The following is a 15,264-nucleotide window of genomic DNA, read 5'->3' as shown; positions in this document are numbered from 1 at the left end:
AAGCGCGTGCCGGACAGGGCCAGAACCCGTCCGGCGGCTTGGAAAGGTAGGTGATAGGGAATGTTTATTGCAGCTTGGCCGCTGGCCATCGTCCTGATGACATCCATGTCACTCCCAGCCGAGCCCGCGCCACTTTCTCCGCGTGAGTTCCGCAGCCTGTCGCGCAAATGCGCCCCCTGGGTTGCGCCGTCCACCCTCGCCGCGATTGCCAAGATTGAAAGTGGCTTTGAAACGCTGGTGGCTCATGACAACACCACAGGTGAGCAGCTTCGCTGGATAGACCACCTGGAAGCCACGCGGGGCATCAAGGAACGCCTCGAAGCACAACATTCTGTCGATGTTGGATTGATGCAGATAAACAGCAAGAACTTTGCCATGCTCAATCTCACGCCGGAAAGGGCTTTCGAGCCCTGCGCCTCGCTTTCGGCTGCCGCCCACTTGCTTGAAAGCCGGTATGCCGGCGGCACCACTGCTGTGGCACAGCAACTGGCGCTTCGCCGTGCCATCTCGGCCTATAACACGGGCGACGTCACGCATGGCTTCGCCAACGGTTATGTACGCAAGGTCGAGTCGGCCGCAAAGGACATCTCAAGTCTCCTTGAGAGAACGCTGGAGCCGACTGCTCGAGATGTGCCGCACCTTGAGGCACCCGGTCGGAAAGCCGTGCCGCCTCTGCTCCAGCAGAGCCAACAGGCCAATAGAAAGAAGCAGCCCAACCAAGATTCTTGGGACATCTGGGGCTCGTATCAGCCGGACCGCTCCGGGGCCGATCCCTCCGATCCGACAGGCAGCCAGGCTGCGAAAGCACGGGAACCCGCGAACCCGAACAAACTCGTATTCGATTGAAACATGGAGATGCAATGATGACGCCACTCAAGATACTTCGTGCGCTTAAAACGCGTGTTCCTTCGCCTTTTTCCATGCTGCGCATGGCGGCTGAATATGTACCGGCCGCTGCTGCAGGCGCGGCGTGGACGGTCTTCTACAGCGGGCCAGCCGCGGCTCAGGTGACCGGAGGGACGGATCCTGCCAAGATGGTCCAGAATATCTGCACGTTCATACTTGGCCCCTTTGGACAATCACTGGCCGTGCTCGGGCTCGTAGCCATCGGTATCTCTTGGATGTTCGGTCGTGCTTCACTTGGCCTGGTTGCGGGTGTCGTTGGAGGGATCGTCATCATGTTCGGGGCCAGCTTCCTGGGCAAGGCGCTCATAGGCGGCGGCTGATGAGCGACCGGTTGGAAGTGAGCACCCTCTATGTGGCGGCGACGCGCCCCGCACTGTTTCTGGGGGTGCCGCTGACGCTGGCCGGATTGCTCATGATGTTGGCTGGGCTTGTTATCATTATCCTTCAGAACCCGCTCTACGAAATCGTTCTCGTGCCACTCTGGTTCGGAGCACGGCTGGTTGTTGAGCGTGACTATAACGCGGCAAGCGTCGTGCTGCTCTATTTGCAGACGGCCGGCAGAAGCGTGGACGGGCCGGTCTGGGGAGGCGCAAGCGTCAGCGCCAATCCGATCAGAGTGCCGAAACGCGGAAGAGGAATGGTGTAATGTTCGGCGCCAGCGGCCGGACCGAGAGGTCTGGCGAGATCTACCTTCCGTATGTTGGTCACGTAAGCGATCAGGTTGTCCTTCTGGAAGACGGATCGATCATGGCCATGGCACATGTGAACGGTGTGCCCTTTGATTTGGAAGACGCTGAGATGCGCAACTCGCGCTGCCGCGCGTTCAACACTCTCTTGCGCAACATCGCCGATGACAATGTCTCGATATACGCTCATCTTGTGAGACACAACGATGTGCCGGCGCCGGCGCCGCGCCAGTTTCAAAGTGCATTCGCTGGCAGTCTGAGCGAGGCCTACGAGCGTCGTGTGCTGTCGGGAAAGCTCTTTCGCAACGATCACTTCCTCACTTTGATCGTGTCCCCCCGCACCGCAATCGGCAAGATCGGCTTGCGGATTGCCAAGTCCCGCAGACGGAATGAGCACGATCTAGCCACCCAAATGCGGAGCCTGGAAGACCTCTGGCACATCACTGCTGGCGCACTCGGCGGTTACGGTCTGCGCCGGTTGGGCATTCGTGAGAAAGGCAACGTGCTCTTCACGGAAATCGGCGAGGCGCTTCGGCTCATGATGACTTGCCGGTTTCTTCCGGTTCCGATGGTTACCGGCTCACTTGGCGCCTCGATCTACACTGACCAGGTCATCTGCGGGAAGCGGGCGCTTGAGATTCGAAGGCCCGGGGATAGCTCCGTCGGATCATTGTTTTCGTTCCGTGAATATCCGGCGACGACGCGGCCGGGCATGCTAAATTCCTTGCTGTCCGCCAACTTCCCGCTTGTCCTGAGCCAGAGCTTTTCCTTCCTCACTCGCCCACAAGCTCATGCCAAACTAAGCCTTAAGTCCAGCCAGATGACGAGTGCCGGCGACAAGGCTCTCACCCAGATCAATGAACTTGCCGAGGCAGAGGACGCACTGGCAAGCAACGAATTCGTGATGGGTTCGCATCATCTGAGCCTGTGCGTCTATGCCGACAGCCTCAATAGCCTTGCAGATCGCGCAGCAAGTGCCCGCGCACGGCTGGCCGACGCGGGCGCCGTTATCGTCCAAGAGGGCATCGGCATGGAGGCCGCATATTGGTCCCAACTTCCGGGGAACAACAGGTGGCGCACGCGCCCGGGGGCGATCACCTCACACAATTTTGCCGGGCTCGTCTCATTTGAGAACTTCCCAAGCGGTTCCAGTTCCGGCCACTGGGGCAATGCTGTTGCGCGCTTTCGCACAAACGGTGGAACTTCTTTCGACTACATCCCCCATGAGAATGACGTCGGCATGACGGCAATATTCGGGCCCGTTGGCAAAGGCAAGACGACGCTGATGACCTTTGTCCTCGCGATGCTTGAGCAAAGCTTGGTCGATCGCAATGGTGCGATCGTCTTCTTCGACAAGGATCGGGGTGGTGAACTGCTGGTGCGAGCCACGGGAGGGACATATCTTGCGTTGCGCAGAGGCGCTCCGAGCGGCTTGGCCCCTCTGCGTGGACTGGACAACACCTCCGCCTCCCGGGACTTTCTGCGCGAGTGGTTGATGGCCCTGATCGAGAGTGACGGCCGTGGTCCGATCTCGCCGGAGGAAAGCCGTCGGCTGGAACGCGGCATTGTTCGTCAGCTTTCGTTCGAACCCCCTATGCGCTCACTTGCGGGCCTGCGCGAGTTCCTATTGCACAGCCCCTCCGAGGGCGCAGGAGCACGGCTGCAGCGGTGGTGTAGAGGGGGGGCGCTTGGATGGGCCTTTGACGGCGACGTGGACGAAGTAAGGCTGGATGCCTCCATTACGGGCTTCGACATGACGCAGCTCCTGGAATATGAGGAGGTCTGTGCACCGGCCGCCGCATACCTTCTGCATCGAGTGGGCGCTATCGTCGATGGTCGTCGGTTCGTCATGAGCTGCGACGAATTTCGATTCTATCTACTCAACCCCCAATTCTCGGCCGTTATCGACAAGTTCTTGCTCACGGTCCGCAAAAACAACGGCATGTTGATACTCGCAACGCAGCAGCCTGAACACGTTCTGGAATCGCCTCTCGGAGCTAGTCTCGTTGCGCAATGTATGACGAAAATTTTCTACCCATCACCGACGGCGGACCGCTCTGCGTATGTCGATGGCTTGAAGTGCACTGCGCAGGAGTTCGAGGCAATCCGCCAGGGAATGGCAATCGGCAGCCGCAAGTTTTTGCTCAAGCGCGATAGCGGGAGTATTGTTTGCGAATTCGATCTTGGGCAGATGCGCGAGTACGTAGCCGTACTCTCGGGGCGGGCCAACACAGTGCGCTTTGCCGACCAGCTTCGTAACCAGCACGGAGACGCCCCAAGTGGGTGGCTCGACAAGTTCATGGCCCGGTACCACGAAGTTCAAGACTGACGGAGGAATATTCATGAAATTTGCCAAACTTGCAGTAACGACCCTTGCTGCTTCCCTTCTGCTTCACGGACAGGCCCGTTCGCAATTTATCGTCAGCGACCCTGTAACAGAAACACAAGCGACCTTAACAGCGCTTTCCAATGCGGCGATCCTTGAGAGGTCAATCGAGACGCTCGCTACCACGATTGAAATGGTGACAATTCTAACGTCGTCATTCGCTGTCACGGGACTGCTAAGCTCACTGAACCAAGGAAATCACTACCCGTCGAGCAATAAGCTGGAGGAGCAGATGTTTGATGCTCGGGCGCCAGCTTCGATTATGGCCCGTAACATTGCGAAGGACCCAAATCGGATAGTCAACGGCACCGATTCAGAAGCGAAACTGTTACAGGGACAAATCGCCGGGGCCGCCAATGCCGCAGCTATTGCAGCCGACACTTTGGGCATGATGGACAAGCGCCTTAAGGATAACGCCGGCACGCTTGGTCAGCTTTCCCGCTCGGGAAATATTATGCAGGCCACCGTGACCAACGGTCTGGTCCTCAAGCAGATTCACGATGCGATGATCCAAAATGTCCAGGCCACGAGTCTGCTGACAATGGCCACTGCACAAGGGAGCCTTCACGCCGTGGAGGAGGCCGCCACGCAGCGTCGCGAACATCAGGACACCGCTAATATGTTTAGCATCCTCCCGTAAACCACACAGAGTTCATCAGGCTCAGCTGCGCTGATCAGGGACACATCAGGCTCACGCCATGAATTTCAAAATTCCCGCGCCATTCACGACTATACACACGATCTTTCATGGGGCCTTCACGTCCGGGCTGCACAAAGTGCTTGAAAACGTCCAAGCGGCGGTCAGTGCGCCTCTGGTTGCGTGTGTCACGCTCTGGATAATAATCCAAGGCTGTCTGGTCATGCGTGGTCAAGTCGATGCGCGCGGGGGTATCTCGCGCGTAATCATGGTGTCGATTGTCGTCGCCCTTATCTTAGGGCAGGCCAACTATCAGCAGTACATTGAAGCGCTCTTCGACGACACGATTCCGAGGTTGGCTCACGACATCAGTGGCAGCGACTTGCCCTTCATCGGAATCCCCCAGAAGCTCGATCTCATGTTTGCTTCAAGCCAGTATGTCTTTCAGCTGATTGCTTCCGAAATTGGGCCTATGAACGGCCAGGACATACTTGCTTTCGAGGGAGCGCAATGGATTTTCTACGGCGCGCTGTGGACAGCGTTCGAGATCTACGATGCCGTTGGAATTCTGACGAAGGTGCTCTTGACGATCGGCCCCCTGGTCCTTGTAGGCTACCTTTTTGATCACACTCGAGACATAGCCACCAGATGGATCGGCCAACTGCTCTCGTACGGGCTGCTGCTTCTCCTCCTCAACATCGTTGCAACGATAGTAATCGCTGCCGAAGCAGTCTCGCTGGCAGCCATGCTTTTGATGATCAAATTCTCGGGCACGACAGCAGCCAAGATCATCGGGCTTTACGAGCTCGACATGCTTTTCCTAGCTGGTGACGCTCTGATCGTCGCGCTTCCGACGATCGCCAGCAGCATCGCCGGCGGCTCTTGGGGAGGTGCGAACCGACCTCTTAACAGCCTCAATCGCCACTTTGCCAAAACGGCGGGTGGTTAATCAATCGACAAGCTCGGTGCCAAAAACATGAAATATTGCCTACTTCTGTCAATCCTCGCTTTGGCCGCCTGCAAGACGAGCCATGGGCTTGCGACATGCGCGGGTGCCCCATTCCAACTGAACGTGGGACAATGGGAAACCACCCCTGAGGATCTTCAGGTCGAATGCGCGGAAGAGCCAAAGTGAAAGTTCCTGAACATGCCCTTCTGGTGGAGAGAGAAACGCTAGCCGCCCACTATAAGAAGGTGGAAGCGTTTCAAACTTCACGAGCGAAGTCTGCGCGGCGCCTGTCAAAGGCCCTGATAGCCTTTGCCGCAGCGGCGGTCCTAGGAAATGTTGCCCAGGCATTTACCATTGCTGCCATGGTCCCGTTGGCCAAGCTCGTACCTGTGTTCCTCTGGGTCCGGCCGGATGGGACCGTCGACAGCGAAGTGTCAGTCTCTCGACTGCCGGCAACCCAAGACCGAGCCGTCATAAATGCTTCGCTGTGGGAATATGTACGCCTGCGCGAGGGGTACACAGCAGATACAGCCCAATACGCCTATGACCTCGTATCCAGTTTCAGCGCGCCGGCTGTGCGACAGCAATATCAAGATTTCTTCAACTATCCGAATCCCACCTCGCCGCAAGTCACGGTCGGCAAACGCGGCAAGCTCGAGGTCGGGCATATTTCTTCAAACGACATCAGTCCGGACGTTCAACAGATCCGTTACAAACGTACGCTTGTTGTCGATGGGCAGATGCCGATAGTGACCACCTGGACAGCTACCATCCGCTACGAGCGCTTGACGGGTCTGCCTGGGCAATCGAGGCTCACCAATCCGGGAGGTCTACTCGTCACTTCCTATCAAAGCTCGGAAGATAGCGTATCGAACCTGGGCTATGTGCAGCCATGACAAAAAGAGCGTTTCTCGCGCTGGTCTGTTCACTCTTCTTAACGATGGAAGCGTCCGCGGAAGACACACCACTTGCCGGCAAGCATGATGCGCGCATGCGCTACCTGGCTTACCGTCCTGACGAAGTGGTGCGCCTGTCTACCGCAGTGGGGGCAACGCTGGTTGTCACATTCGCGGCCAACGAGACAGTCGCAGCCGTGGCCGTTTCCAATAGCAAAGACCTGGCTGCGCTCCCGCGCGCCAACTATCTCTTTTTTAAGGCTAGCCGGATGCTCCCGCCGCAGCCGGTCATCGTGCTGGCCGAGAGTGAGTCCGGTACACGGAGATACGTCTTCAGTATTTCAACGAGAGCGATGCCAAAACTCGATGAGCAGCAACCTGACCTATACTACAGTGTGCAGTTCACCTATCCTGCTGATGAGGCTGCTGCTCAGAGAAAGGACGCAGAAAGGCGCTCGATTCTTGGTCAGGCCCGGGCGAAAGTGCTGCGCGACGAGAGAGTTCAGGATTTGTTGAATCGGCCCGCCGCAACTACCAGTCCGGACGAAAGCAATTTTCACTACGTCGCAAAGGGCGATCGATCGCTGGCGCCGCTGGAAATTTTCGATAATGGCTTTACCACCGTATTTGGCTTCGCAAGCAATTCCCGCATACCCTCCCTCTACATTATCAATCCCGACGGCAAGGAAGCCGCTGCCAATTACACGGTCAAAGGAGACTATGTTGAAGTATCCGCAGTCGCCCGGGAATGGCGTCTGAGAGATGGCAATACGGTCTTGTCCATTTTCAACAGGGCTTATGACCCTGTGGGACGAGCGCCAGTGACCGGTACAGTGACACCCGACGTGTGGCGCGTTTTGAAAGGCCCGGCCGATGAATGAAACCGGCCCACAGTCGGGACATGATGTCCATGCCTCAGGATCGATGGTCTCGGAGCCGGCCCGCCGGCATGTTTCGGGATTGCAGAAGTTGGCCGTCGCTGCTCTTGTTCTCATCTCATCTCTATCGCTCATCTGGCTCGGCGGTCGTCCCAGCACACAAGACGAGCCAACTCAGCCAAAACCTCCAATTGTCGCCGACGCCGAGCCATTCCGCCCCGTGCCGATTGAGATTGCTCCCGAAGCTCCAGCACCCGTACAGGCGGCGCAGGCAGGAGATCCTGCGCCATCCACGCCGCCTCCGGCGCCAGCTGATCCGCCGCCGGAGGAAACACCAATTTTCGCCTACAGTGGCAGCGGTCAAATGCCCAACGACGGTCAGCGGAGCGAAGACAACCATAGGGATGCTCCCGCGACCTCGCATGAGATTTCAGACGCTGGCGATCTGACGGGGCGATTGAAGCCAGATATACAGGAGCCAAGCCGGGCCACACTTTTGCCGCACCCTGATCTCGTGATTACCCAAGGAACGATAATTCCCTGCATTTTGCAAACGGCAGTCGACACAAATTTACCGGGTTATGTGAAGTGCGTCTTACCTAAAGACGTCCGCGGCGCCACCAACAACGTGGTGCTTTTGGATCGCGGGACGACCGTGATTGGCGAGATCCAGCGTGGTCTCCAACAGGGGGATGCGCGTGTCTTCGTGCTGTGGACGCGCATCGAAACGCCTGACCATGCCCTCGTTTCGCTAGCGTCGCCGGGCGCTGACGAGCTCGGCCGCTCCGGAATGCCTGGCACGGTGGATAATCACTTCTGGCAGCGCTTTGGCGGAGCAATGCTCATGAGCGTCATTCAAGGCGCGTTTCAGGCCGCCGGTCAATACGCTGGCAGCTCAGGTGGAGGAAGCGGCATCAACAGCTTCCAGAGCAACGCCGGACAAGCCGTTGACACGACCCTTAGAGCAACGATCAACGTTCCGCCAACTCTGAAGAAAAACCAGGGAGATGCTGTATCGATCTTTGTGGCTCGGGACCTCGATTTCTCAGATGTATACGATCTTAGACCGATCGCCGTGGCGCCAGCCCCCCAACATCGCCAACGCCGGAGAGACAACAATGCGACCGGAGGCTGACCCTCAATTGCGTTTGCTTCTCAACCCTGTTTTGAAATGGCTTGAGGAGCCAAGGACCGAAGAGGTCGCTATCAACCGGCCTGGGGAAGCCTTTGTCCGACAGGCCGGCGTTTTCACGAAACATCCGCTACCGCTATCTTATGACGATCTGGAGGACATCGCGATCCTCGCTGGAGCGCTGCGCAAGCAAGATGTCGGACCGCAAAGCCCCCTCTGTGCGACTGAGCTGCCGAACGGAGAGCGGCTGCAGATCTGTTTGCCGCCCGCTGTTCCCTCAGGAACAATAAGCCTGACGATACGGCGTCCCTCAAGTCGTGTGACCGAACTCAAGGAAGTTTCTTCTCGCTACGAATACTCGCGTTGGAATCAATGGCGGTCACGAAAGGAGCGCCAAGAGCGGCAGGACGAAACGATTCTTCAGCACTACGACCATGGTGACTTGGAGCAATTTTTGCGAGCATGCGTTTGCGGGCGGCTCACGATGCTGCTTTGCGGACCTACTGGAAGCGGCAAAACGACAATGAGCAAGACTTTGATCAACGCTATACCCCCGCAAGAGAGGCTGATAAGTATCGAGGACACGCTCGAACTTGCAATCCCGCACGAGAACCATGTCCGGTTACTCTATCCGAAGGACCGAGCAAGCGTAGGTGCGGTGACAGCCGAGCAACTGTTGCAAGCCAGCTTGCGCATGCGCCCTGATCGAATATTGCTTGGCGAGATGCGCGATGATGCTGCTTGGGCCTACCTTAGCGAAGTCGTCTCCGGCCATGCGGGATCAATATCAACGATTCATGGGGCGGATCCGGTCCAAGGCTTTAAAAAGCTCTTTTCACTCGTCAAGAGCAGCCCGCAAGGAGCTGCTGTGGAAGACCACACGCTTCTTGACCTGCTGTCGGCTGCCATTGACGTCATTGTGCCGTTCAGTACCCACGGCGACGTGTATGAGGTGGGGGAGGTGTGGCTCGCCGCCGATGCCCGGCGACGCGGAGAGACAGTAGCCGACCTTCTTAACAAGCACTAAGGCTAGAGCACGTCGGGGATCGGTAAGTCGTTTGTGATACGATGGCGTAATTTGTTCAGATTGAACGTCCACTTTGATTTGAGGGAGGTGGATAATGGGAGGAGGACTGGGCGTAGACCTTCGGTCACAAGTCTGAAGTCTTCGGGCGCCCTGTCGGCGCGGCAAGTTGCGGCACGATTCGACTGGGTGTATCGAGCGCGTCCGCTGAATTGCGCGGGCGACGCTCACCGAGCTGGTGCCGATGCCTGCTTCAAAAGCGGCATCGACACCCGGCAGGTCGTACCCTTGATTTACCTAGCCGCGCTCAATGAGTGTCTTCAAAGCCGCCGAACGTGGTTCGGAATGACCGGTGGTAAATCGGGAAGTGCCCTATAGGGAATCCTCCTGGTATTGCCTCCAGGGGGTCCTCTCAATGAACAAAGCCGCAACCTGCCCTTGCGACCTCAGCTGGAGTTTGCGACGCAACCCATAGGAGGATCGATGCGCAGAGAAATCGCAGGCAGAGTCGGTGGCATTGTGGGCTGGCCGACCGACGGTTTCAGCCCGTCAACAGGTCTTCACGTGTTCCATCCCCGACTATTGCAGGCGTGCGGCTTGCATGCTCCCGCGATCACCCATCGGAAAGAGCGTTACGAACACTACGAAGAGTTGCGCGACTTCCGCTGTCGCCCCGGTCTTACAGCGGACGGTGACCTGTCCGACCTTGATAGGACGTGAAATGCGAACGCTGCTCATTGATCATCATGTGGATCTTACGCGCGCTGTGCGAGTTGCGCTCGGGGATAGCGGTTTTGCCGTTGATGTAGTTGGCAACCTGGAACAGGCGTCGAGGGCATTTTGTTGCGCAACCTATGAAATTCTCCTGCTGGAGTTGGCTCTGCCAGATGGCGATGGCTTGGGCTGGCTGAGACAGCTAAGGAGCAACGGGCATTCAGTTCCAACCCTCATTATGAGTAGCATCAACGATCTCGAGAAGCGGATTGCAATTTTCAACGGTGGCGCGGACGACTTTCTGCTCAAGCCCGTCTCTTTCGATGAGCTCATCGCCAGAATGAGAGCCATTCTGCGCCGGTCGACACAGGTGACCGACCCCATCGTTGTATTTGGCAATCTCAATTTCGATCCGATCGGCCGACAGGTTTCCGTCTCGGGTCATCCTCTGAAGATCGCACGCCGCGAACTATGTATTTTAGAGCATCTGCTTATCCGTGCAGGCCGCATCGTGCCTCGTGCGCAGTTGGAAGATCACCTCTATTCGTTCAACGACGAGGTATCTGCCAACGCGCTTGAAGTCGGAATCTATCGCTTACGTGGACACCTGAGTAGGTCAGGTGCAACGCCACGTATCACGACCATGCGCGGCATTGGTTACATTCTTGAATTGACTGAGGCGGCATCCGCATCATAGTTGGTCTAAATTGAAAGAACAGACTGCCTGCCCGTCGTCAGGTTGAGCTTGTGGCCATAATGGACATCGCGGCCGCCCTTGACGATGGTGTCGGCATGCGGTTCGAACGGCTCTGTCGCAAACCTTTTTGTAAGCGAGCATGGCAAGAAAAACGCCTCAGCTGTGGAGGAGCACGTGATGTTCAAGGGCCGCCATTTCGACCAGTCGGTGATCCTGCTGTGCGTGCGCTGGTACCTGGCCTACACTCTGAGCCTGCGCGATCTGGAAGAGATGATGGCCGAACGCGTTGAAGGTCGACCACTCCACTGTGCATCGCTGGGTTGCCCACTTCTCGCCGCAGCTGCTGGAGCGCTTCAACCGGCGCAAGCGTGTGGTCGGCAGCAAGTGGCATTGGACGAGACGTACATCAAGGTCCGCGGCCATGGATGTATCTCTACCGCGCTATCGACATCCTCGGCGATACGGTCGAGTTCTTCTTTAGCGAAAACCGTAACCTGGTGGCGGCCCAACGCTTCCTCCGCAAGGCGCTGACGCGCCATGGCCGGCCGGAGCGCATCGTCATCGACGGCAGCCAGACCAATTACGAAGCAATCCTTTCCTGCGACGCTGAAAGCCGGCTGCGGCAGCGATCGCGGCGACCGCTGAAGCCGATCCGCTCCGCAATAGCCGGCATCTCAACAATCGGATCGAACAGGATCACCGGCGTATCAAGCCGCATTCGATCCATGCTCGGCTTCAAGTCGCATGCGAACGACGTGGTTATCCTCTCCGGCATCGAGATGATCCACATGATGGGCAAGCGACAGGCGAGGTATGCCTACAAGTCTGTCGATCGCTGTTTCGATCTCCTCGCTGCCTGACGGACAGGCCGAAATGGCCGTTCACAACCCCATTTCCAGGTTTGCGACAGAGCCTTTTGTCGGCGTTGCCGGCTTCGAAGGGCCGGTGCGCGCCGAGCGGATCAAGATCACCCCCGGCCACCTTGCTGCGGCCACTCGCCGAGTACGAAGCGGTGGCCGGAGGGAGCTGGTGATGACGACCCTAGATCATGACCTGCTGATCGCAATCCTGGATCGGCTGAAGTTGACGGCGATCTGCGACCAGCTCGACACGCTCATGTCGAGCAAGATCGCGCAGTTCCCGTTTGTCCGCGAACTCGACGGCTTCGGCTTCGACGCGCAGCCATCGGTCTGCTTCAGCCAAACGTATTCATAGGTATGGGACAGGCTGCTATGTCCGCCACCCACGCCTGCTCCGAGGCCCTCCAGGGCAATGGTCTGAGACCTGGGCTCAAGCCCTTCGGCGAGGAGGATGAGACGCCGCTGGAGCTCGGGTGCAAGCGCTGCCACGCCCGCTCCGAGGCCCCACAAGGCCGAAGCGCAGTCGTCGGGGTCACGAGGCCCCTCGGCCACGACGACGAGACGCTGCTGGAGCCCGGTTGCAAGGGCTGCCACAGATGGCCTGAACCTGAATCCGCCTTTCTTGAGGCGTTGCGATTATCATCGCGGCGACACGCAGCTCTTGATTTGTGTGCGAAATCCTCAGCAGATCCATCGGGCTGAGCCGCTCAGCAATATCAACGAGAATGTCCAGCGGCAGATCAAGGATACTCAGAGGAGGAAACGCTTGATCTTGAGGCTCAGAGCGCGTCTGCTCCACTATAGAATAGAACAGGATGATTCACCGGGTCCTTCAACGCCAGCCGCCGGTTCCGATGAGAGAATTGTCCCTGATATCACGCTCGATGGAGTTAAATGCCGAGATGGGCACCTTGCCACGCTCCTCAATGCCCCTCATGATTCACCGCCTATAGCTACCAACTGAATGAAGCATCGTGATTGTCGCGCAGCGGAATCCTCAAGGATCGGGCAGTTCGTAGGGGGCGCCGGTTTGACCAGGTTGAGCCCGCGAATTGCTCGATCGGACAAGATCCTAATTCTCGACCATGCGGTGAGGCTCGAACGAGATCCTCGGGACGCACTCCAAGGTTTCGATCATGTTCGGCACACAAGGAAAGGGCGGCATTGCTGCCGCCCTGTCCGCTGTAAGTTGATAGGGGCTGGATTAAAAATCCATACCGCCCATGCCGCCCATACCGCCGCCGCCCATGCCGCCAGGCATGCCGCCGCCAGCTGACTCCTTCTTCGGAGCCTCCGCGATCATGGCTTCGGTGGTGACGAGCAGGCCGGCGACCGAGGCCGCGTCCTGGAGGGCAGTGCGCACGACCTTGACCGGATCGACGATACCCATGGCGATCATGTCGCCATATTCGCCGGTCTGGGCGTTGTAGCCGTAGGTCGCGCCCTTGTTGTCGAGGATCTTGCCGGCAACGATCGAAGCTTCCGCACCTGCGTTCGAAGCGATCTGACGGGCCGGAGCCTGCAGTGCACGACGAACGATGTTGATGCCGGCAGCCTGGTCGGCATTGACGCCGGTGACCTTGATGTTGGCCGAAGCGCGCAGCAGTGCGACGCCGCCGCCTGCAACGATGCCTTCTTCCACGGCCGCGCGGGTCGCGTTGAGGGCGTCGTCGACGCGGTCCTTCTTTTCCTTGACTTCGACTTCCGTCGCGCCGCCGACGCGGATCACCGCGACGCCGCCCGCGAGCTTCGCCAGACGTTCCTGCAGCTTCTCCTTGTCGTAGTCCGACGTGGTCTCTTCGATCTGCTGCTTGATCTGGGCAACGCGGCCCTGGATCTCGTCCTTCTTGCCGGCGCCGTCGACAATGGTGGTGTTCTCCTTGGAGATCGACACCTTCTTGGCGCGGCCGAGCATGTTGAGGCCGACATTCTCGAGCTTGATGCCGAGGTCTTCCGAAATGACCTGGCCACCGGTGAGGATGGCGATGTCTTCCAGCATGGCCTTGCGGCGATCACCGAAGCCCGGCGCCTTGACGGCGGCGATCTTCAGGCCACCGCGCAGCTTGTTGACGACCAGCGTGGCCAGAGCCTCGCCTTCGACGTCTTCCGAGATGATGAGCAGCGGCTTGGAGGTCTGCACGACGGCTTCGAGAACCGGCAGCATCGCCTGGAGGTTGGACAGCTTCTTCTCGTGCAGGAGGATGTAGACGTCCTCGAGCTCGGCAACCATCTTGTCGGCGTTGGTGACGAAGTAGGGCGAGAGATAGCCGCGGTCGAACTGCATGCCTTCGACGACTTCCAGCTCGGTCTCGGCGGTCTTGGCCTCCTCGACGGTAATGACGCCCTCATTGCCGACCTTCTGCATCGCTTCAGCGATCATCGAGCCGACCGAAGCATCGCCATTGCCGGCGATCGTGCCGACCTGGGCAACTTCCTCGGAGGTCTTGATCTTCTTGGCAGCGTTGCCGAGAGCCGCGACGACTTCGGTCACGGCCAGGTCGATGCCGCGCTTCAGGTCCATCGGGTTCATGCCGGCGGCAACCGCCTTGTTACCTTCCTGGACGATCGACTGCGCCAGAACGGTCGCGGTCGTGGTGCCATCACCGGCGATGTCGTTGGTCTTCGAAGCAACTTCGCGGATCATCTGCGCGCCCATGTTTTCGAACTTGTCGGAAAGTTCGATTTCCTTGGCGACGGTGACGCCGTCCTTGGTGATGCGCGGTGCGCCGAACGACTTGTCGATGACGACGTTGCGGCCCTTGGGACCGAGGGTCACCTTCACCGCATCGGCGAGGATGTTGATGCCGTGAAGCATGCGCTCACGGGCATCGCGGGAGAATTTTACGTCTTTGGCAGCCATTTTTTAGCTCCTGGCAGGGGCTTGCGATCAAGCCCGAAATTCAGTTGACGGTGAGGCCGATAATCAGCCGATGATGCCCATAATGTCGGATTCCTTCATGATCAGAAGGTCTTCGCCATTGAGCTTGACTTCGGTGCCCGACCACTTGCCGAACAGGATGCGGTCGCCGGCCTTGACGTCCAGCGGGACCAGCTTGCCGGCTTCGTCGCGAGCGCCGGAGCCGACGGCGATGATCTCGCCTTCCTGCGGCTTTTCCTTCGCCGTATCCGGGATGATGATCCCGCCGGCGGTCTTGGATTCGGATTCGACCCGGCGTACGACCACGCGGTCATGCAGCGGCCGGAAATTCGACTTTGCCATTTTTGGATTTCCTTGGTGCGGATGTTGAACGGTGCTCCGTTGCCGGAGCATGCCTAGCACTCAGCCGAAGCGAGTGCTAACGCGGCAATGAGATAAGCCGCAGGCTCCTGCTAGTCAAGACGGAAGAGCAAAGAGCAAAGAGAAAAGAGAAGACAGCAAAGAGCAGCCAGCAAAGAGCGTGTAAGCATCGAGCCTTTTATGTGAACAATGTCGGGTATCCGACATATATGGGGCGGCTCACCCTTTGTAATTGAGCTTTATTCAGATGGTACGATTGGT

General features: G+C 58.2%; 16 protein-coding genes. 14 read left to right on the top strand and 2 right to left on the bottom strand.

Annotated features, from left to right (window positions below):
* The first annotated feature begins 60 nt into the window (after positions 1–60).
* The 14 genes from NKH43_RS31110 to NKH43_RS31045 all read left to right on the top strand — a co-directional run bounded on the left by NKH43_RS31110 (position 61) and on the right by NKH43_RS31045 (position 12,120).
* Complete coding sequence (locus NKH43_RS31110) at positions 61–846, top strand: type IV secretion system lytic transglycosylase VirB1 (RefSeq protein ID WP_352480565.1); 786 nt, start codon at positions 61–63, stop codon at positions 844–846.
* 74 nt (positions 847–920) lie between these two features.
* Entirely contained in the window at positions 921–1,226 is a 306-nt protein-coding gene (gene virB2 / locus NKH43_RS31105; protein WP_023673707.1) for a pilin major subunit VirB2, read from the top strand.
* Entirely contained in the window at positions 1,226–1,552 is a 327-nt protein-coding gene (locus NKH43_RS31100) for a type IV secretion system protein VirB3 (protein ID WP_023673706.1), read from the top strand. The genes virB2 and NKH43_RS31100 overlap by 1 nt, the downstream gene beginning before the upstream one ends.
* Positions 1,552–3,921: a type IV secretion/conjugal transfer ATPase VirB4 gene (gene virB4 / locus NKH43_RS31095; RefSeq protein WP_023685155.1), complete on the top strand. Its 2,370-nt coding sequence runs from the start codon at positions 1,552–1,554 to the stop codon at positions 3,919–3,921. Before NKH43_RS31100 ends, virB4 begins: the two co-directional genes overlap by 1 nt.
* A 13-nt stretch (positions 3,922–3,934) precedes the next feature.
* Positions 3,935–4,618: a TrbJ/VirB5 family protein gene (locus NKH43_RS31090; protein WP_023673704.1), complete on the top strand. Its 684-nt coding sequence runs from the start codon at positions 3,935–3,937 to the stop codon at positions 4,616–4,618.
* 58 nt (positions 4,619–4,676) lie between these two features.
* Positions 4,677–5,564, top strand: a complete 888-nt coding sequence (locus tag NKH43_RS31085; RefSeq protein WP_023762840.1) for a type IV secretion system protein — start codon at positions 4,677–4,679, stop codon at positions 5,562–5,564.
* Positions 5,565–5,591: 27 nt separating this feature from the next.
* Entirely contained in the window at positions 5,592–5,750 is a 159-nt protein-coding gene (locus NKH43_RS31080) for a type IV secretion system lipoprotein VirB7 (RefSeq protein WP_081731114.1), read from the top strand.
* Entirely contained in the window at positions 5,747–6,460 is a 714-nt protein-coding gene (locus NKH43_RS31075) for a type IV secretion system protein VirB8 (RefSeq protein ID WP_023679587.1), read from the top strand. The genes NKH43_RS31080 and NKH43_RS31075 overlap by 4 nt, the downstream gene beginning before the upstream one ends.
* Complete coding sequence (locus NKH43_RS31070) at positions 6,457–7,341, top strand: TrbG/VirB9 family P-type conjugative transfer protein (protein WP_352861402.1); 885 nt, start codon at positions 6,457–6,459, stop codon at positions 7,339–7,341. Before NKH43_RS31075 ends, NKH43_RS31070 begins: the two co-directional genes overlap by 4 nt.
* Positions 7,334–8,473 carry a type IV secretion system protein VirB10 gene (gene virB10 / locus NKH43_RS31065; RefSeq protein WP_023679589.1) on the top strand — a complete coding sequence of 380 codons (1,140 nt, stop codon included), beginning with the start codon at positions 7,334–7,336 and terminating at the stop codon, positions 8,471–8,473. The genes NKH43_RS31070 and virB10 overlap by 8 nt, the downstream gene beginning before the upstream one ends.
* Positions 8,457–9,497, top strand: coding sequence for a P-type DNA transfer ATPase VirB11 (gene virB11, locus NKH43_RS31060; protein ID WP_023673699.1), 1,041 nt, complete (start codon positions 8,457–8,459; stop codon positions 9,495–9,497). The genes virB10 and virB11 overlap by 17 nt, the downstream gene beginning before the upstream one ends.
* Before the next feature lie 718 nt (positions 9,498–10,215).
* Positions 10,216–10,905, top strand: coding sequence for a response regulator (locus NKH43_RS31055; protein ID WP_352861400.1), 690 nt, complete (start codon positions 10,216–10,218; stop codon positions 10,903–10,905).
* A 425-nt stretch (positions 10,906–11,330) separates the two neighbouring features.
* On the top strand, positions 11,331–11,765 hold the full coding sequence (locus NKH43_RS31050) for a DDE-type integrase/transposase/recombinase (RefSeq protein WP_352572603.1): 435 nt from the start codon (positions 11,331–11,333) through the stop codon (positions 11,763–11,765).
* Between the two features lie 13 nt (positions 11,766–11,778).
* Positions 11,779–12,120, top strand: a complete 342-nt coding sequence (locus tag NKH43_RS31045) for a hypothetical protein (RefSeq protein ID WP_352861413.1) — start codon at positions 11,779–11,781, stop codon at positions 12,118–12,120.
* 849 nt (positions 12,121–12,969) lie between these two features.
* Here NKH43_RS31045 and groL read toward each other — a convergent pair.
* Both groL and groES read right to left on the bottom strand, forming a co-directional pair.
* A complete protein-coding gene (groL, locus tag NKH43_RS31035; protein WP_352594792.1) occupies positions 12,970–14,625 on the bottom strand; it encodes a chaperonin GroEL in 1,656 nt (551 codons plus the stop codon).
* Between the two features lie 63 nt (positions 14,626–14,688).
* Positions 14,689–14,985: a co-chaperone GroES gene (gene groES, locus NKH43_RS31030; RefSeq protein ID WP_019863563.1), complete on the bottom strand. Its 297-nt coding sequence runs from the start codon at positions 14,983–14,985 to the stop codon at positions 14,689–14,691.
* Positions 14,986–15,264: the final 279 nt, after the last annotated feature.

Origin of the sequence: Mesorhizobium sp. M1163 (assembly GCF_040318415.1) — a bacterium.
Taxonomy (GTDB): domain Bacteria; phylum Pseudomonadota; class Alphaproteobacteria; order Rhizobiales; family Rhizobiaceae; genus Mesorhizobium.
Note: the sequence above shows the minus strand (reverse complement) of the source record. Positions and strands in the feature narration are given on the sequence as shown.

Coding starts and splice junctions, on each gene's coding strand:
- virB11 (WP_023673699.1), top strand. CDS start 8,457: ATGCGACCGGAGGCTGACCCTCAATTGCGTTTGCTTCTCAACCCTGTT.
- NKH43_RS31045 (WP_352861413.1), top strand. CDS start 11,779: ATGGCCGTTCACAACCCCATTTCCAGGTTTGCGACAGAGCCTTTTGTC.
- NKH43_RS31070 (WP_352861402.1), top strand. CDS start 6,457: ATGACAAAAAGAGCGTTTCTCGCGCTGGTCTGTTCACTCTTCTTAACG.
- NKH43_RS31050 (WP_352572603.1), top strand. CDS start 11,331: ATGTATCTCTACCGCGCTATCGACATCCTCGGCGATACGGTCGAGTTC.
- NKH43_RS31085 (WP_023762840.1), top strand. CDS start 4,677: ATGAATTTCAAAATTCCCGCGCCATTCACGACTATACACACGATCTTT.
- groL (WP_352594792.1), bottom strand. CDS start 14,625: ATGGCTGCCAAAGACGTAAAATTCTCCCGCGATGCCCGTGAGCGCATG.
- virB10 (WP_023679589.1), top strand. CDS start 7,334: ATGAATGAAACCGGCCCACAGTCGGGACATGATGTCCATGCCTCAGGA.
- NKH43_RS31080 (WP_081731114.1), top strand. CDS start 5,592: ATGAAATATTGCCTACTTCTGTCAATCCTCGCTTTGGCCGCCTGCAAG.
- virB4 (WP_023685155.1), top strand. CDS start 1,552: ATGTTCGGCGCCAGCGGCCGGACCGAGAGGTCTGGCGAGATCTACCTT.
- groES (WP_019863563.1), bottom strand. CDS start 14,985: ATGGCAAAGTCGAATTTCCGGCCGCTGCATGACCGCGTGGTCGTACGC.
- NKH43_RS31055 (WP_352861400.1), top strand. CDS start 10,216: ATGCGAACGCTGCTCATTGATCATCATGTGGATCTTACGCGCGCTGTG.
- NKH43_RS31090 (WP_023673704.1), top strand. CDS start 3,935: ATGAAATTTGCCAAACTTGCAGTAACGACCCTTGCTGCTTCCCTTCTG.
- NKH43_RS31100 (WP_023673706.1), top strand. CDS start 1,226: ATGAGCGACCGGTTGGAAGTGAGCACCCTCTATGTGGCGGCGACGCGC.
- virB2 (WP_023673707.1), top strand. CDS start 921: ATGCTGCGCATGGCGGCTGAATATGTACCGGCCGCTGCTGCAGGCGCG.
- NKH43_RS31110 (WP_352480565.1), top strand. CDS start 61: ATGTTTATTGCAGCTTGGCCGCTGGCCATCGTCCTGATGACATCCATG.